At 35.1% G+C, this 18,945-nt stretch carries 16 protein-coding genes; all 16 read right to left on the reverse strand.

The genetic code is table 11. The features are described from left to right. Nucleotides 1-17: 17 nt before the first annotated feature. The 16 genes from RYO92_RS01355 to RYO92_RS01430 all read right to left on the reverse strand — a co-directional run bounded on the left by RYO92_RS01355 (nucleotide 18) and on the right by RYO92_RS01430 (nucleotide 18,317). Nucleotides 18-527, reverse strand: a complete 510-nt coding sequence (locus RYO92_RS01355; protein WP_315369219.1) for a hypothetical protein — start codon at nucleotides 525-527, stop codon at nucleotides 18-20. After that, nucleotides 517-1,620 carry a DNA repair protein Rad50 gene (locus tag RYO92_RS01360; protein ID WP_315369220.1) on the reverse strand — a complete coding sequence of 368 codons (1,104 nt, stop codon included), beginning with the start codon at nucleotides 1,618-1,620 and terminating at the stop codon, nucleotides 517-519. The genes RYO92_RS01355 and RYO92_RS01360 overlap by 11 nt, the downstream gene beginning before the upstream one ends. Before the next feature lie 238 nt (nucleotides 1,621-1,858). Continuing rightward, nucleotides 1,859-2,104, reverse strand: coding sequence for an HTH domain-containing protein (locus RYO92_RS01365; RefSeq protein ID WP_315369221.1), 246 nt, complete (start codon nucleotides 2,102-2,104; stop codon nucleotides 1,859-1,861). 84 nt (nucleotides 2,105-2,188) lie between these two features. Beyond that, nucleotides 2,189-2,650 (reverse strand): hypothetical protein, encoded by a 462-nt coding sequence (locus RYO92_RS01370; protein WP_315369222.1) that lies wholly within the window; start codon nucleotides 2,648-2,650, stop codon nucleotides 2,189-2,191. Nucleotides 2,651-2,663: 13 nt separating this feature from the next. After that, nucleotides 2,664-3,638: a lecithin retinol acyltransferase family protein gene (locus tag RYO92_RS01375; protein ID WP_315369223.1), complete on the reverse strand. Its 975-nt coding sequence runs from the start codon at nucleotides 3,636-3,638 to the stop codon at nucleotides 2,664-2,666. Nucleotides 3,639-3,979: 341 nt separating this feature from the next. Further along, nucleotides 3,980-4,171: a hypothetical protein gene (locus tag RYO92_RS01380; RefSeq protein ID WP_315369224.1), complete on the reverse strand. Its 192-nt coding sequence runs from the start codon at nucleotides 4,169-4,171 to the stop codon at nucleotides 3,980-3,982. Nucleotides 4,172-4,254: 83 nt separating this feature from the next. Then, nucleotides 4,255-4,407 (reverse strand): hypothetical protein, encoded by a 153-nt coding sequence (locus tag RYO92_RS01385; protein ID WP_315369225.1) that lies wholly within the window; start codon nucleotides 4,405-4,407, stop codon nucleotides 4,255-4,257. A gap of 417 nt (nucleotides 4,408-4,824) precedes the next feature. Beyond that, on the reverse strand, nucleotides 4,825-5,436 hold the full coding sequence (locus tag RYO92_RS01390) for a hypothetical protein (protein WP_315369226.1): 612 nt from the start codon (nucleotides 5,434-5,436) through the stop codon (nucleotides 4,825-4,827). 412 nt (nucleotides 5,437-5,848) lie between these two features. Then, nucleotides 5,849-6,040 carry a hypothetical protein gene (locus tag RYO92_RS01395; protein WP_315369228.1) on the reverse strand — a complete coding sequence of 64 codons (192 nt, stop codon included), beginning with the start codon at nucleotides 6,038-6,040 and terminating at the stop codon, nucleotides 5,849-5,851. Nucleotides 6,041-6,087: 47 nt separating this feature from the next. Beyond that, nucleotides 6,088-7,032 carry a helix-turn-helix transcriptional regulator gene (locus tag RYO92_RS01400; protein ID WP_315369229.1) on the reverse strand — a complete coding sequence of 315 codons (945 nt, stop codon included), beginning with the start codon at nucleotides 7,030-7,032 and terminating at the stop codon, nucleotides 6,088-6,090. A gap of 362 nt (nucleotides 7,033-7,394) precedes the next feature. Then, on the reverse strand, nucleotides 7,395-7,592 hold the full coding sequence (locus RYO92_RS01405; protein ID WP_315369230.1) for a hypothetical protein: 198 nt from the start codon (nucleotides 7,590-7,592) through the stop codon (nucleotides 7,395-7,397). Nucleotides 7,593-7,694: 102 nt separating this feature from the next. Further along, the gene (locus tag RYO92_RS01410) at nucleotides 7,695-8,279 is read right to left on the reverse strand and encodes a 4Fe-4S single cluster domain-containing protein (RefSeq protein ID WP_315369231.1); all 585 of its coding nucleotides are present in this window, start codon (nucleotides 8,277-8,279) and stop codon (nucleotides 7,695-7,697) included. Beyond that, a complete protein-coding gene (locus RYO92_RS01415) occupies nucleotides 8,236-10,077 on the reverse strand; it encodes an AAA family ATPase (RefSeq protein ID WP_315369232.1) in 1,842 nt (613 codons plus the stop codon). Before RYO92_RS01415 ends, RYO92_RS01410 begins: the two co-directional genes overlap by 44 nt. 6 nt (nucleotides 10,078-10,083) lie before the next feature. Next, nucleotides 10,084-11,202, reverse strand: coding sequence for a hypothetical protein (locus tag RYO92_RS01420; RefSeq protein ID WP_315369233.1), 1,119 nt, complete (start codon nucleotides 11,200-11,202; stop codon nucleotides 10,084-10,086). Further along, nucleotides 11,180-13,396 carry a hypothetical protein gene (locus tag RYO92_RS01425; RefSeq protein ID WP_315369234.1) on the reverse strand — a complete coding sequence of 739 codons (2,217 nt, stop codon included), beginning with the start codon at nucleotides 13,394-13,396 and terminating at the stop codon, nucleotides 11,180-11,182. Before RYO92_RS01425 ends, RYO92_RS01420 begins: the two co-directional genes overlap by 23 nt. Continuing rightward, the gene (locus RYO92_RS01430; protein ID WP_315369235.1) at nucleotides 13,386-18,317 is read right to left on the reverse strand and encodes a DEAD/DEAH box helicase; all 4,932 of its coding nucleotides are present in this window, start codon (nucleotides 18,315-18,317) and stop codon (nucleotides 13,386-13,388) included. Before RYO92_RS01430 ends, RYO92_RS01425 begins: the two co-directional genes overlap by 11 nt. Nucleotides 18,318-18,945 lie beyond the last annotated feature (628 nt).

The raw sequence follows: 18,945 nt of genomic DNA on the forward strand, positions 1-18,945 counted from the left end.
CAACGAGGCATCAAAGATTATAATGTTTTAATTTGAGAACTATTATCCTCCACAAAACTAAATGCTTCAGGCGTTTTTGTCATCCATAATCGTGCATAATCCAGCTTATGACGCTCAAGCATGGAACGACAATCTTTTATTTTCATCTTACAAAAGTCCGTCTTGAAATTTTTAACGCTTCCACTTTTAGTCAGTTCCATCGCAGTTCGCACATCTGTACACCGAACTAACTCATCCTCCAAATTCAGAACTTGTGGAAGAAAAATGATTTTCAGCTTTCCGCAGTACTTGGTGAGAAGTTCCAAGTTCTTTTTTAGGTTTGATGTCTGTGGCACATCAGTATCAAATACCAAAACGACAGTCGTTCCCGCCTGAATAGACAACATCTGTGATTTTGGAATCAAATTCTGCACCACATTGAAGACCTTTATCTTCCCCGGAATCAATCTTTCCGGTGCTTCTTTTAAGGCCACAATCAGTTGTTGTTCACAGGGGCCTTCTACATAATAGATGCACTTATTGTTCATCTTCCCACCCCATTTCCAACTCGTCCAAAAGGGAATCCTGCGGAAGCGAGGCAAACACATCATTCTCTACCGCACAGCGTAAAGAGTCTGTATTTCGTTTCAGTACATCCGATGCAGAAACAGCAGAAACCTGATATACACCTTCCTCCAGATGCTTACGCAAAAACACATAACTATGTTTCGGCAGGTTCAAATCCAGCATATCTGTATTATGCGTTGTAAAAATCAACTGTTCATCGTCTCCGATACGATCCAGCATAATACCGAAAATCCGTTTTTCAATATCGCTCTGAATATAAGAAAAATGTTCATCACAATAATAGAAACTGCTTTCTTTTGTCGCCATTGCAGCAAGGAACATTGCGACATCTATTCCTTCTGCTGTACCACTGGACAGTATCTCCCGATTCAGCAGTTTACCTTCCTGAATGATGATTTCCGTTCCATCGCGCCGAATAATAAAGGTATCCTTCAAATCTTTTGATAAACTAACGTCCTGCAATGTAGGATCAAGCGTTCCAATAACAGCACGCAGTGTCTTCAACAAACTGCTTTTATTTGTACCTGTAAGTTTCAAAGATTTTTCTATTTCAGGATATGCAAAACGATATCGAACAGCACCTACCAGCTTCTTAAGTGCTGTAGCGGTTCTGGTTGCCTCTATTGTTTGATCTTTCAGCTTCTTTACACATTTTTCATACGAATCCATCGTATCAATGTCTGCGGTCTGATACTGAATGTCAATCTCCTGATTAGAAGCATCAATCTGAGCTGACAACCGCTGCAGGCGGTAATCACCATTTACAAAATCAATACTGAAGTATCCCTTATCGCCTGAAACCATCTCATACAGCGGTGTTGGATTTCCATCAGTCATATATCCGAAAATACGAAGCAAAGCCTTTCCAAGGCTGGTCTTTCCTGTAGCATTTGCACCCATAAGAATTACAGCCTTTTTATAGCGAAACCGCTCTCTTCCTTTCAGATATTCCTGATCGATAATCGAATTGACAATCTTTTTGGGATAACTGAAATTGATATGAAAATCATTGAATCCATAAATTCTCTTTAGCTCAAAGTCTAATACGATCATGTCAAAGTCCCCTTTTCATTATTTCGCCTTATACGAACTAATGATATCCTATTTAAAAGAGCATTTCAAGAACAATTGTCCAACTATCTAAGCAATATTTACATCTATGCTGTATATTATTCTCCATACTGTTAGTTCTAACTTCTTCCGTGCTCTGTATCGTCTGATTCAGAGTAAAAAACACCCCAAAAGAAAAAGTGCTCAGACCGAGCACTTTTTAGGTATAATCAACTTACTTTTAATCATTAAGTTCCCAATGACCATTTTTCCCTTTACCAACATATTTAATATTAGGAATTTCTTTTATATATCTTGTAATGGTTTTTTCACTAACTCCTAATATCATAGCTATATCTTTACGGCTCACTTTATTGTCCTCTTTAATCATATCTTTGATTATGTTTTCAATTTCTTCGAGGGACATTCGAGAGACATCTTGAGAGACATCTTGAGAGACATTTCGAGAGACATTCCCTCCACCCACCTTTTGTGTCGCTATCTTCTTTAAAGGAATAATCGTTCTAAATATATCTCCCTCTTCAAATAACGGATTTTGTCCTGAAGTTCCTTAGGTACTGCTGCCGTTTTCCTGCAAACGAAGTCCACTCATCCATGCGAAAAACCTTCCACTACTACAAAAAATCAAAGCCAGCATAAACCAGAAAAGACTTAAGAAAATCATACTGCCTGCCGTACTCCCCCGGGCAAGAGTATTTCCCAGCTCTCCAAGCATTTTCCCAGTAAAGGCAAAGTTGGAAGAAATAGGATTAGAAGCCTTTAAGACTGCCTCATGATTCCTAAGATGAAAGCGCAAGGCCATGAAGAAAAATGTATATCCTGCAAAGCCGCCCGGAAAAATCCAAGCAAAAATCCGTCCAAAATAGCTTAAAAGAAAGGATTCCTTAGGGCTACGGCTTTCATAGAAAAGCCCTCGTATTTTCTTTGTATTTTCTATCCCCTGCCAAAAGCCAATAAGTCCGAAGAAGAAAAGACAAAGCGCCAGTAAGGAATATTCAAAAAACAGAACCATGAGAGCCTCCTTTCTACTGTTCCGAAAGATCATAAGGCAAAATCGGAAGCGCACAGGTCAGTCCAAAGGCAAGACACTGCATGGCGCCATGGATTACCTGGGTAGACTCCTCCACACCGGTTTTACACCAAAGGGCAAAGTGCTCACAATTTCGGAAGATCAGATTATACTCTTCCTCTCCCACCCTTTCTCTAGCCCTACTTACCGTCTCTTCCGGAGAAAAAATCCGGTACTCCTTGGTATTGGCAAAGGGAAGTTTGTCTCCGGAATACAGCTTTTCGGAACGATAAATCTTTATCGGCAGCTTTTCCTGAAAATGCAGATAAAAAAACTCACCTCCATCCTTCATAAACTCTGAAAAGCTCGCCTCATGAATAGAAATCGGTCCTAAGAAATCGCCGCCTTCTCCGGCATAGTGAATCACTCTTAAATTTCCAATATAAACCCCATAATGCTCATAACCGGGTCTATGCACAGCGATCACATCTCCTGCTTCCAGAAAATGTCCCTTAGCAAGCCTGTCCAGCCTGGCTTCCATAGCCTCTTTACTGCCAATAGCTTTCTGCACAGAAGCGCTATCCACAATTCTGTATCGATTGGACAAACGGTCTCTCTGCAAGAAAAAGCCTTGAAGCTCTTTAGCACTTTCCCAGTCTCCCTTTTCGCTAATGATTCTGGGAAGCTGACCTATTCCATCCCCAATCTGCTCCCCTATATCCTTTAACTCCCGGCCCAAATCCTCCAGGGATTCCTCTATTCCTGTAGAAAGTTCTTCCTTGGCACAGTCGATTTCCTCCAGAAAGTTTCCCGAAATTGTTTCCAGTTCATCCTCCCAATTCTCTTCCATATAGGATAATCCCTCTCCTATCGTATCTCCAAAATCCGATAAATTCTCGCAAAACTCCTCCATGGAAGATTGCAGTCCATCCAAAAGCTCCTCTACAGGATTCAGGCAATCTTCCCAATCTCCAAACAATAACTTTTCCATACTCATTCTCCTTAAAAACATTCTTGTAAAACTTCTTTAATATCGGTCCGGAAGTACCACCTATCCTTTGATAGACAATTCCTTCCGAACCTGAAAGCGAGGTATAAATCTACTCTTCCTGTGGAAGATAAGATGATTTTAGCTTTTAAGGAGGACAAATAATGTCATTCTATATTTTCTTTATGAGATTTTTTATAGAGTGTAAAGGGGAATAAAAGAGCTTTGCCGGATTTAATGGGGTTCAATGGAAAATGCTTTTTAACCAACAGGATTTTGCAGAAAAAAAGAACCATCGCCCAATGTTTTAAAATCACTAAAACAATTGGATGATGGTTCATGCTTTACTTTTTCTTTCCTCCAAACAGAGATTTCTCCCCTTTCCCAAAGGGATCCTGAATCTTTAAGGAAATATCCGCCTTTCCTCCCAGAGCAGGATGACCGCAATGAGGGCAATTAAACTTTCCCACATCGGGATTAAAGCTGTATTTCTTATGACAATGGGGGCAAATCCTCCAATCCGGTAATAGGGACATGTTCATTCCTCCTTTGATGAAATCTAATTTTTCACTGCAAACTATAACTATTCCTGATAGAGCTTTAACATCTCTTCAATACTTTACTCTTTTACTTTCGAAAATAAATTTTCAAAAGTAAAGCTATTTACTGTTGAAAAACTTTCAGGTTCTATATGTATTTTTTCATCTCCAATATTATTTTTATATTTTACTCTAAGTTCATCATCTATTTCGAAAGAAAATTTCTCATCCATACAAATAATACTAATCTTTTTATTAGTTTAGCCTAAGCAACTCTTTAGAGCATAAATTGGAAGCACAGTTTTTGCATCAATAAGATTAACACTAGCCACATCTTTCATATGCATAAAAAGTTCTGAAATCAAAGGAGAATATTTTGATACCATTACGATTTTTACATTGAGATTAATATCATTAAATTTATTAATATTGTAATAGCCAAGAATTTTTGCGCAAAACTCTAATACATCCTCTGAAGAATGAATCTCTGTAAAGTCATTACCATCAAAACTAAGTCTCTCTAACCCCCATTGGGGTTAATATCTATTGCAATCCACTTTGTAGTAGCAGTACAAATCAAAAGATTATATTCCATTATTCACCTACTTCAATATAGTGTTGTCTAGTAAAATTCTTAACAAAGTTACCGTTTATTGTCTTAATTCCATAACATTTTTAAAGGCTTCTTTATCACTAAGACCGGGATTTGTGTTTTTCTCAATTTCAAGAAGAGTATCAACAGTCCCCTGAATCTTAGTACTATTTTTTTCTGTACCATCAACATAGTGCAAAATATCAGAAATGCTCTGCCCATCCGTTTTAATAACTATTGCAAGTTCCCCCATCTTTGATTCAGTAAAGAAACTCTGATTATGACCAATCATATTAATAAATTCCCCCATAGGAAATTCTTGGTATTTGTCAATCATAACTCCTACTGTTAGCTCAATGCCTTTCTGAATTTTCTTTTCCTCTGTACTCAATTTTGATTTTTCCGGATCCAGTTTATAGTCTTCTACAGCCTTAAGATATTCCTCATAGCAATCAAAATCATCAGGGTTCAAGTCACTTTGAATCGCCTTATCCCCTAAATCCTCCACATCTGTTTCTGGTTCTATGAGCCCCAGTTCTTTTCCAAGTTCTAGTAAAGGAGCAGCTAAACTCTTTAAACCTTGAAGGGCTAATCCGGCTACTGCCAGTCCCTTCATAACTCCTGCCACTGCTGTAGTAACAGCTACTATAACACCTGAAAAAAATCCCATAATCTTATTCCTCCCTTAGCTTAAATAAAAGCAACACTGCTATGGAAGATTGCAGACCATCCAAAAGCTCCTCTACAGGATTCAGGCAATCTTCCCAATCTCCAAACAATAGCTTTTCCATACTCATTCTCCTTAAAAACATTCTTGTAAAACTTCTTTACATATCGGTCCGGAAGTACCACCTATCCCTTTGATAGGCAATTCCTTCCGAACCTGAAAGCGAGGTATAAATCTACTCTTCCCGTGGAAGATAAGATAATTTTAGCTTTTAAGGAGGACAAATAATGTCATTCTACGTTTTCTTTCTAAGATTTTTTATAGAGTGTAAAGGGGAATAAAAGGGATTCAAAGAAAAAAGAACCATCGCCCAATGTTTTAAAATTTCTAAAACAATTAGATGATGGTTCATGCTTTACTTTTTCTTTCCCCCAAACAGAGGATTCTCCCCTTTTCCAAAGGGATCCTGAATCTTTAGGGAAATATCTGCTTTTCCTCCCAGAGCAGGATGACCGCAATGAGGGCAATTAAACTTTCCCACATCGGGATTAAAGCTATATTTCTTATGACATTGTGGGCAAATCCTCCAATCCGGTAATAGAGACATGTTCATTCCTCCTTTGATGAAATCTAAATTTTCAATGCAAACTATAACTATTCCTGATAGAGCTTTAACATCTCTTCAATACTTTCTTTCATTTCCAAGCGGAGACTTTCCGGGCTTAGTAGCTCTACCTTCTTCCCTTGACTTAAGAGCCACATCAAAATTCCCTTTCCGTAAACCTCTGCTTTGATAATGAAATAATCTGTTCCCTGCTCCATAATGGTCGCAGTAGGTAATCGATCCGTGATAGGCTCCGGATTTTCTCCGTAAAATTTGATAAGCACTCGTTGCAAATCTCCACCATACATAAACTGTACTCGTTTACGGAACTCCCCCTCTTCAAAACGCTCACTGCCCCGCTCAATAAAGCTTTCTTTACATTTCTTATAATTTTCAATCCTATCCAGACGGAAAATAGCAGGGAAATCATACTTTCGCCGATAGCGCCCCTCTTCGTTCTTTTCCATAATAAAGGCATTTAAGTAGAAATAATATTCCGAAAATAAGATGGATACCGGCGCCACCACCCTTTTAATTTTATCTCTCTTGCTACTTCCCTTGCAGTAGTCAATGGACAGCAAATTCTTTTCATGAATAGCCAAGCCAATTTCCCACAGCTTATCCTGAAGGCTTTCCTTCTGTATCCCCACATAATGAAAACGCTCATTACCAATCAGTTCTTGAACAAGCTTCATACTTTCAGCGGGAACACAGGAATCTACCATTTTCTGCAAAATCTCATTTACTTCCTCCACCGGAAATGCGCGAGATTCCAATATAATCTTAGAAACTGCCAGAATTTGGCTGTTGCTCATCTTGGAGGACTTATTTTTCTCCATTCTGAAGCATTTTTCCGCCTTGCTATAGAGAATCTTGCATTCATCTTCCTTACCGTCCGCTAATACTTCCGATAGGAAAATACGAATTTCATCAATGTCTCTTTGGATAGAGCGTTCGTCCACATGGTACTTCTGTGCCAGTGAAGCCTTATTCACCGGATGCCCCTTTGTAAACTCATCGTATAACTCTAGAATACGCAAGGTTTTGGAGGTTTTATCGCCGGATAAGGCGTTATCTACAGAAAAGAGCAATTTATCTGATATGAATTTTTTAGTTATTTCTTTTTGATTCATAAGGGGTACCAAGGGCTTTCAAATTGTTTTTAAAGTTTTGAGTTAAAACACTTGGAATTTCAGTCAATAACTCATTTTTTTCCTCAACACTTGGAGTATCTTTTTCTGAATACTCCAGCAAATTATATATAAAGGTCTTTCATGCCTTTTTTAGAAAGATTTATCACCTGCCTAATATATGTCTTTACAGACGAAAAGTGAATTTCACAATTACCAATTTTTATTTAATTTACACAAAACAATATTTCATCTATGTCCCAGATGGAAATCTCTGTTGTAGTATCTTCAATGCAAAAACGCTGAATTAATATTGCTTCAGAAATAAAACAAAAATCAATACACTCATTCTCGGTAATTACCGCATTTTTCAAACCTCTAAACAGTTTTATCTTAATCACCTCCAAGAAAGTGCTTCTTCCCATAAGGTCTTAGCCTTTCAAACTTTCCTTTAGCAACTGCCTTATGTGTTCTAACTCCATCTTATCCTTTCCAAAACAAGTATTTCCTCATTGTCATATTAATTGCTAAATTACATCTCCATTGACAAACAGCATACTGCCAACATTTATTTCAACTTTCTTCTCTCTGTTTTTCATAAACCAATTTAGGCAAGTTATATACCTATCTGATAAATATATAATCTGCTGGTTTTTAGAACCAACAAGGTTACGTTCATCATCAAATAGCGTAGCCTCGTACCTTCCATCTACAATCAAATCTATATTTGCCTTAATATCATCACTTAAATTATCATATTCTATTCCTGTGAATAGAATAGTTCCCAAATCAACCTGCGCTAATGCTTTAGCAAGGCACGGCAAGCCTTCCTGCAGTGTTGGCTCACCTCCAAGAAAGGTAACTCCTTCTATTCCATTCTCAGCCTTTGATTTTACAGCAATATCCACAACATCCTGAACAGTCATTAGATGGGACACCTTGATTTCCTGTAACTCGGGATTACAACAACCTTTGCACAAAATATTACAGCCTTGGAACCATATAGCCATTCTTTTATATGGTCCCTCAACCTCCGTACATAAATTAATATGAGCAATATTTAGTTTCTTACTCAAATCTAAAGGAAAGTCCCGATTTCTTTGTTTCAACACAAATACTACTTCCTCTCAATTCTCTTAAATCTTCCTTGTTAGTAAAGAGCCACATTGCAAGATCATCAAGTAATTTATCATTTAAAGCATTAAGAATATCTCTACCACCTTTACTCTTATCAGCATCACCTATTACATAGTTGATAAATTCTAATTCATCATCAAAAGTTAATGTCATATGATATTTTTCTTCAATACCTTTTTTTATTGGCTTCAATTTAGATTGTGCAATTTTTAATCTGAATTCATCATCCTTAATAAAGTTAAAAGGAACTATATTACTATACCCTATTCTCCCAAGCAATTCAGGCCGCTTTAATTCCTTATTAAAATAGTCTTTTACCTTTTCAATAAATTCCGCTGAAGGATTTCCAGAATCCGCCTTAACATCTGATGCACCTAGATTTGAAGTGAAAATAATCACACTCTCGCTAAAGTATACGGTTTCTCCTTTGCTATCCGTTAATCGTCCATCTTCCAATATCTGAAGAAAAATATCTAGAATTCTTGGATTAGGTTTTGCAGCCTTCTCAATTTCATCAAATAAAATGACACTAAAAGGTTTTTCTTTAATTGCATTTGTTAACTGGCCACCTTCCTCATATCCCACATACCCTGGAGGAGCACCAATCAATTTCTGGTCAGAGTTTTCCTGTGCATATTCACTCATGTCGAACCTAATACACGCATCCTCATCACCAAACAAAAATTTAGCCAAAGCTTTTGATAATTCAGTTTTACCAACGCCCGTAGGTCCTACAAAGAAAAGGACTCCTTTAGGCATAGACCTGCTGGATGTCTTATGCAGTCCAGTCATTCCCATATATGCCTTTACTACAACTTTCTTAATCTTCTCAATTGCTTCATCCTGACCTATGACACGTTCACTAAGTTTTTCCTTTATATTTTTAACTTCAACATATGGCAACTTTTCCCAAGGATTATCCTTTTCACCATATTTAAATAAAAGAAATAACTTATCAAAAGTCATTTTATCTTCTTTTCTAGACAGGCGCGCAAGCTGAATAATCTCTCTGTTAGTAAAATCGTTGAGCATATCAATATACTCATTGATTTTTTCGCATTCCATCAAATCTTTGCCCTTATCAGTTACCACATTGAAGCTTATTGCAATCTTTCTAACCATTGCCTCACGTTCTTCACGATCTGGTTTTGGTAATGTCAGTGTACAGACTTCCGGATTTCCCTGATAAAATGAGATAGGAAACATTGCAAGTTTATTAGTTATCAAAATAACCGTACTTTCATTAACATCCGTTGAATTATAATCTGGCATTTTCTCTCGAATAGCCTTACCTAATATTGTTAATTGTTCTCTCTCATCTGGCGGTAGTTGCGCCCCAGAAAAGATGAAGTCAGCCCAATTGAGAATAAACACCACCTTTTTATTCTTATTAAGCAGATTCTTCATGACGATATTCAACATTTCCTTAACATCTGTAGTATCAAGATAAATATCTCCTTTATTGTCCCCTTGTGAATTTCCAGAATCCAAAAGATCAGCAAATTCTCCATCTTCCAGGTAAGGATCGCCTTCTACTTGAACCTCTTCAACAAGTTCAAGATTACCAATATCATCCTTTGTTCCATCTACCTTATCCCAACAGATAACACTGTCATACTCCATATCATTTAATATCTGCTTAAGATAATTTTTCAGGTCAAGAATTTGACCCTTTTCATTCTGATAAACATCGCCGACATTACCATCAATTATTATGCATCGTTTAATACCAATTTCTCTTTTAAGCCTGTTAAATGCATTGTCCAATGCCATCTTTATCTACCCCCCTATAGAATTGTGATTAACAGTCTGATATTTTATAGTAGAATTCTTGTCCGGATTCCCCCCCCATAATTCAGTCTGATTCATTACTTTTATTCCATATACTTCTTCTAAATCCTGCATAAAAGGTTGTATATCTTTCTGGCAGGCTTGTCCCTCGTAACCATTAAAACAATACTCAAACTTCCCGTCAAGGAATACCTTAAATTCTGCTTTAGCTCCACTTGGTTTCATTGCAACTATGATGACTTGATTATTAGCACGATCAATATTTATTGATTTTGCATCTACCACAAAACCTCTGTTCTTTATGCTCTTTACAATAATCTTTACACTTTCCTTGCGAACTTTCTCATCAACAATCTTAGCATTAGCCTGTTCTCTAACCCTCTGGATTCTTTCCTTTGCTGTACCATTAGAAACACTTGTTATTTTATCAATTGTAGTTTCATCTATCTTCTCTTCACGAAGTTCTATCTTAATTTCTTCAATCTTGGCCTTTTCAGTGATTTCATATTGTTTTCTGTCAGCCAAATCCTTCACATTCATCGCAATTGTGTAAAGTCTATCAAAACTTTCATCAGGATGATCTACCCAAGCTAAATAAACATATTGTTTAACTATTTCATCCTCTATTTCTTCAATCTTTCGTTGAACCTCTATATTGATACTTAACTTTCCACTTGCTAAATCTTTTAATCTCTCATTTTGGCTTTCTAATTTGTTTCCTAGTAACTGATTTAACAGTGATTCAAACTCAACAATCTTGGTGTCAGATAGTCTAGCAACCATTTTTTTCAGTTCTTTTGCTTCATCAATTACGCCATATGCATTTGCATGTTTACCCATAAAATCAGAATCAACAACTACTGTTCCTCTGCTTGCATTTCTTCTTGCTTGTTGGATAACTGAATCTATCTTTGCTTGCAGTTTCTGTTTTGTTTTAATTATTTCTTTTCTTAATGCTTCTGTTTGTGAATTAAGTAATCTTTTAGAACTATTCTCTATCTCATCGAGCATTTTATCCAGTTTACATAGATGACTGCTAGCCATCTCACAAATACTCTGACACTGAATTGAAATACCTTGATAATCAATTCTCACTGCGTGGCTCATTATTCATGCCTCCCAACTTTTCAACAACAGAACACCATTCACGTATAGTTTTTTCTGAATATTGAATATCTCTTTTATCCTTTGGATGTTGGAAACCATTTCTACATTTTCTTAATGCATGCATCTGGTCTATCTCTTGATCATCCAAAAAATTTGAAATATTGCTTTCTGATAATAAATTAAATATTGACATGTTTTCAGTATTATACAAACGATTTAGTTCATATTGCAATCTCACATGCAAATCACAAATTGAATCTTTATATCTAGACTTTTTTAACATCTGTTCAATATAGTTCATATTTATATTTTTAGGATTTTTGGTCGCTTCTTTCTCAATAGTGACCACTTCTTTTATTTCAATAAAGCGCTCCTGGAAAAGAGCAAGTCTCTTATAGTACTCCCTTGCAAAATTTTTATATTTTTCAATTTTTTTCATTGAATCAGAAAATGTTACCATCACTTGAATAAATCTTTCCTGGTCAAAATCCATTTCTGCAGCACCCTCAAATGGATTATCAATTCCCGTTAGATTTTTTAACTCTGAAAGTGCCCATCCTAATGATTTACAGTGATCACTTAATTTACTATTTCCGATAATATCCACGCCTTCGATAATCCGCTGACAATAAACATCGAAAATATTAATTATGCTCAAGATTACATCAACACTAAAATCTGCAGCTTCCAATGCTTCAAATACAATAGCATCTTCTTGATTGCCAATAAGATTCTTTGACATTTTTGAAATATATTCTACTTCATTTAATCCCATTATTTTATTTAATTTTTTTCCTAGAATATTTTGTGCGGCAAACCCATCAACCGTAATTTGTGTACATAACATTTCAAACAATCGCTCAGCACATTCTTGTGAATAATCCTTCCATTCCGTTTCATTAATAAACTCTTCGTTTAATTTAAAAAACAGATTAATCTTTTCCGTATAAGATTCAGTTTTACATAATAATGCATTGGCAAACTGTTCTAAATAATCTTTACACTTTGAAATGATAGTCAATTTTTTGATAATAATGCATTTTTCAAAAGGATTAACTGAATCAATACACCCTAAGAACACTTCTCTCATCAACCGTTGTTTTATATCTTCTGCCATCTTTTGTACAACTACTAAATTAATTGCGCATTTTCCCGAATATCCATAAGCATCAAGCAAATACCTACCAGGTATAATTGAATACAACAGACCATTGTCAAAATAGCATGCCACACCATTAATTTTGCACTTTCGCATTAGTTTTAATGCGTAATCTCCATCTATTGAACACTCGCTTCCACGTATCTCACACTTATTCTCAAGAGTTAGCGGACTTTTAACATTTGTTACTGATGCGATTTGAGATGGCATGCAAATCCTAGTCACGTCAGTCAAAGAATTGTAATCATACTCTTCTACTTCAGAAACTATAACTTCCGAAAAATGATACTTCTTCTTCGCACTAATAATTCTAGTAACTGTATCTGCATTATAGAACTTATGAATAAAAGCATCCTGTTCCTTATCCTTCGCCTGAATTTGAACACCATCCTCCAAAATGCGCAATACTACAGCATCATCCATCTTATATACAAGAAACTCCGGAGGTTCATGCTCAAAACCAGATATGCGCTCACCTTTTCTAAAAGCATACTGATTCATATTTTCATTGATAAACATTTCAATATCAGAATCAGTAAGTACAACATCCCCCACACAATTTTCATCCAAAGTAGAATTATCTAGTCTAAATAGCTTTCTATCAAACTTAATTAGTGTATCTTTTCTCGAAACATCATAATATGTATAGAGTTTCTTAACCTTATCGTTGCCTGTCGGTATAGCACCTTCCTTGAATAGTTGTTTCCCTAACTTAGTAATTTCAAAATCTGAAACCCGATAGATGCCTATCAATTCTGTGCCAAACTCTTTCCCTGACTGCATCTGAATAATTCCCAAATTAATCATAGAAGCTAGTTCACCAGCAAATATATAGTGAATATCATGAGGTACACCGAGGCCCTTTAGCATAGCTACAAGCTTTTCATTATTATTCTCCAAACTACTAATAAGTTGCAAAAGAATATATGCTATACCTGAAGCTTTCCTTACTTCTACAAAAGAAGTATTTGTGGTATATTGCAATATAGGAAATGGCCATGCAGTTTCAACCTCAAATAAAGCTTTACTTTCCATTATTTGACACCTCCCCAATCACATCTGATGCTTGTAATACCTTACCCTTTGCCTGTATAGTTCTGATAATCTCCCGATACACAGGGAATGAGTGTCTATCAAGATCTTTATTTCCATTAATATCTGGTAAGTCTATAGCTATACTATTAAGATAATCTAGCGATCCCACAACAACTAAAAGACATCTAGCTCTGGATAAAGCAACATTTATTCTTTCAAATTGCTTAATAAAATCCGAATTCGTTCTACCTCCTCTTGGATTTCGAACCATTGATACAATTATGATGTCACGCTCATCGCCCTGAAAATCGTCTACGGTATTAATAATGAGTTTATCCTCTCTTTTTGAAGAAAAATTTGTAAATGATTTCCCCTTTATCAATGTCTTAATATGTCTAGCCTGATCACGATATGTACAGATAACCCCAGCACTCTTTCTTTCATCCTTCTTCTTATCTTTTCTTATTGTCCCCTTTTCTATCATCTTTCCATACTGCTCATTTATCATCTGAAGTAATTTTGATATAACTTCAGCTTCTTGACGATTTATGATTGATGTAGATTCAGAATCCAATTGTGATTCATACTCTGTACAATTCACAAAGTAAATATGATTTTGAGGTTCTATCAAAGTCAATCCATTACTCTTTATTTCCAAATCATGGTTTTTTAGATCATTTTGGTTACTTAATCCTACCGATAGTCCTTTCCCGTTTGTACTATAGAAATGATTGAATACATCCATTATGTCACTATGACACCTATACTGCTTATCCAGCATAATCTTGTAAGCATTGGGAACACTCTCAAATAAAGTCTTAAAGAAACATGTTTCATACAATTCCTGGTATTGTTTATTTAAGTCATAGTCAATAACCTCCGAATCTAAGCCATCAAAATCAGCCTTCTTCATATGTTTTAGGTCATACATTGGAGGCAACTGTCTATGATCGCCAACAAGAATAACAGTTTTTCCATATAAAATCGGAATCATTAAATCAAGAAATGAGGACTTACTTACCTCATCAATAATAACAACATCAATACCTACATTACGAATATTAATATTACCGAGCTGATACTCTCTTAATGAACGCATAGAATCTTCACTGAAATACTCGCGGCTTGTACAGGTCATTCCAAAAACGTTTGCATTATCGAATAATTTCTTCGTATAACTAATTCTATCTTCCTCAAGTATTTCCTCATCGTTAAGGTACTCTCTAATAGCTTTATACATTGGAATCTTTGAATTATTCTCCTGTTGCAACGCTTCTTGATTACTTTCGATTTCGTTCCATCTTCTTGATATTATTTCAATTGCTACAGCATAGTCATCTGCTGGATATTCATCAAGAATTTCAAAGTCAGAAAAGAATTCTACAATTTCTTTTCTTAATTCTTGATGTTTACGGCGGTAATTAGAGTAAGAATCATCTTCATTCAGATGCTCAATCTCGATCTGTAGTAAGCTTTTATTTCTCTTAAACTCTGAAATTTGTGAATCAATTTCATCGACTTTTTCGCCTAATTCAGCAGAAAGATTACTAACTTTAGTTCTTTCAAAATTAAGAAATCTTGATATTTCTGATTTTATATCTGCTAATTGTTGAAGAATTTTTGTCCTAGCAGAGCTTTCAGATAACTTATCAGCTGGTATAAACGATGCAACCGAGAGTGAAGCATAGTCAACATCTGAATTTGTATCCTTAGCACTTTTCAAAGATATAAGCCGCTTCCTCAGTTGCTCATATTCATCCTCTTTCCCTTCGATTATTTCATCATTATCAGGATCCCGAAGTGCTCTAATTTTTGATCTAATGCTTGCTTTTTCTTGTTCAATGCTCATAGAAGAACTATTTTTTTCCATAATTTTGAATTCTTCTCTTACTTGCTCTAAATTTATTTTGTAAATTTTTTGAATTATATTTTCATCAACTTCAAAGAAGAAGTCATATTGTACTAATATTTCGTATATCTTTGTTCCAATTTTTGATAAAATATCTGACTTTTCAATATCCCCCCAGAAAGCACCTTTATCAATACACAGCAAAACGCTGTTATACTGGCTTAATTCTTCTAGTAATGGTCTCTTAGCATTTCTCCGTTCTTCAACAGACGTATCAATGGCTTCAACCCTACTCTGCAATTTTTGCTTTTTTGTTTGCACTTCTCTACATGCTTTTTCTAGCTTAAGCAGTTGGTCATATCTAAATCTTAAATTTTGCATTTTTTCACCAAAACTGCTCTTCATTTCAGTGAAATTCTCATACTGAAGGATGCGACTAACTAATCTAGATGAAATACTGAAATACAGGTTATCAACCAGCTTTTCCGGACTATATTCCGTATCTTTATTTGATTGTGAAGGAACCAAACGTAGTGGCCTAATCTCTGGTATCTTGGGCAATCTGTCAAAGACATTGTCTATAGCCTTATGCGTTTCGCTAGATACCAAAACTTTTTTACCTTGCTTAACATATTGTGCAGTAATTTCAGCAATTACTTCTGTCTTTCCAGTTCCAGGAGGCCCCTGTAACAAGAACAAACTATTACTAGCCAAGGCTTTTTTAACCGCTACCTTTTGACTATCATTTAGTCTGCTTCCAAACCATTCTATTTCTTGCATCTCGCTCTCTGCTTTACCAAGTGCTTCGGGAACAAATAAATAAGAAGCTAAGAACGGGTTCTTAACATATCCATGATAGAATGAATCAAGAGTTTTTCTTTGACGTTCTATCTTTGCTTTTTCCGCACGGTTATCATAAATTAAAAATCTATAAGAAGACACAACGTCTGATTTCAAGTGTTCAAAATCAATTTCATCAGCCTTAAAATATATATAAAAATGACGTAATGTAAGTTGTGCTATTTTTTTCTTTATCTCCTCTTGTTTCTCGTATTCTATTTGATTTTTAAATTCCTTTTCTTCCTTATAAATAGTATCAGCCAATTCAAGATTAAGAAGACGTTCCTTTTCTTCACATAAATGCTCTAATTCTCTGTTTTTTTGTAACACGCGACTATTTTTAAAATCGTTTTTCAATTTGTTATTTCGCTCTTCGTACCAAGAACGTATTTGAATACTTTTTATTTCTTTTGTTTCAGATTCTCTAATTGCTTCTAATTCAAAATTAAGTTTTTCTTTTTCTGCTTCACCATTTTTACCTTCTAGTTTATATTTATATTTTTTTTCAACTTGTATTCTCTGTTGGTCAAAACCACTCTTAATCTCTCCGACTCTTAACTGATATAATCTTTGAATAGATTTATCAGCATTATTCTCTACATCTAATTCCAGATTTCTGTCTAAAGAATTGAAATATTCGTTAATATCCTTCTCACATTCGTCAGAAAGCCTTTTTTCTTCCTTTTCACGATAGGACTCAATGGCTCGCTTAATAATACCAGCATACGTATTATCAATCTGACTTTTTACCATATCCATCTTACTTTCAAAGAATTGAACAATATCATCACAATTAGGAGTTTCATCTTCAACTTCAAATGCAACTCTATCCCCCAAATAAATAATGTTCTTGCTAAAATTCGTGCTTTCTCCATTTTCAGGATTATGGGGTGACAACGCGACTTGCACACGCGTAAATCGCCTTAATTCTCTTTCGAAAATAGTAATCTTCCTGTCTCTTGACATACTTTTAGAAATCTCAGCTAAATTCCTTGTCAATTCAACCTTTACCAAAGGGAATTCGGCCGTATCCTCATTAGGATGATCTAAAAGAACTTGCTCTCTCTGAATAAAGTTTTTGTTATTATCAAGTAAATGTTGTTCATAAATATCTTCATTTTTTCTGTAATCTGATCTACTAACTGCATAGGCTTTAACAAACTTTATTCTTTGAATACTTTCATTTCGCTGTGACTGCACACTTAGAAAATAGTTTCTAAATTCAACATATCGTTTCCATTTTTCAAAAACCTCTATCGCTCTTTCAGGCTTTTCGATAGGATATACTTTTTCACACAACGATAAAACCATGTCCCTGGTAAGGAATGGCTTATATAAGTCCCTGGTTTCAATTTCATAATCTGGCAAATTTTTTGAATTTCTAGTTATAGCACATGCTGCAGCACAATCAACTTGCAGTTCTCCAAATTTTTCTACATTCTCATCTATTAGATCCAGTCCTTTAACAACGAATGAAATCAGATTATTTCTAAACACCAAATCTCCTACTAACACCACATCAAATTCCTTCGGGATGGTAACTGAAATTACGCCTTTTTTAGCAGGACGCAAAACCATATTATATATACAGTCAGCACCACGATAAGTTTCTGACTTTTCAATTCTTCTTTCGAAACTAGGAAGTGAAACATAATATGTACTTTTCATCATAGGAAAACAAAGGCGTACAAATTTTCGCAAATCTGTTATGTCATTTTTTCCATGTAATACTAATTTACGTTTAATCTTTTCAAATTGATCCTCTATAGATTCCTGATATACATCATTTCTATTTTTACAACTTCCATAATTCATATTTTGTGTAAAATCCAGGTAGATATATTCTGTTTGATTAGTATTACTTTTTTCTGTAAACTCACGTTGTGCTTTCTGATAATCTCTACTCGCATCTCTCTGTTTAAATTCTCCATTATGATGCTCTTCCCGCATTTGATCAACTTGATGATTATCCCACATAGAATCCATCTTACGCTGCAATCTATCTTCTTCGAAAGCCTCATCAACAATAGGAATGTCTGAATATTCATGATTTTCTTCATTATCTTCTTCTGTTTCAGATATAGAACCGCTTCTATTACTACTATACGAAGGTAGAAAGGATTCTCCTTTATCTATTACTGATTCAACTAACGTTGCAATTCCAAGCCCAGCTACTCCAACGCCTACAACTCCAGCAATTATCTTTTCAATATCTTTTCTATCAATTACCATTCTTCAACCTCTCATTGTAAGAAAAATAGATCATCTATTTAAACATGATACATGATGAATATGACACATCCTGTCATACTAATCTATTTACTTAATATACTTTATACTATTACTTCTCTCATCCTAGAATTAATCTACATTTTCTGATTTTGCCTACTTATTTCCATACTTAATAGCATCTTAAAAACACAATATATTGGTTCTCTTTTCTTTAACTCCCATTTTTGACATTTCTGATATATTTAGATGCCCGTTCATAGTACTTCTTTTTATCAAAAAATGGACACCATCACGATTAGTCAAGTCCTAAATTTGATGTAAATTCGAAATATCACCTTTATGCTTTGAAACGTTGTTTATCTTGATTAAAGACTATATGCAAATTGCTTAAACACAAACAATATATAACAACACTCATGGTTGGGAATCGAACATTTTTTCAAAGTCCCATAAACGCAACCGCTCATAACAAAATTTATTAATCATTAATTTATCATCTTCAAACTTCTGAATCAATAGATTTCCTTTCAAACTTTTTTCGTCATTTTAGGTATTTTTTATAAACTAGGTAAAGTTTTTTAGTGTTTCTTTTATTCCTTCAAAAAAGCATGTCCCCTCAGTGGAAGAC

It is taken from the genome of Oribacterium sinus (assembly GCF_963553175.1).
Lineage (GTDB): Bacteria > Bacillota > Clostridia > Lachnospirales > Lachnospiraceae > Oribacterium > Oribacterium sinus_B.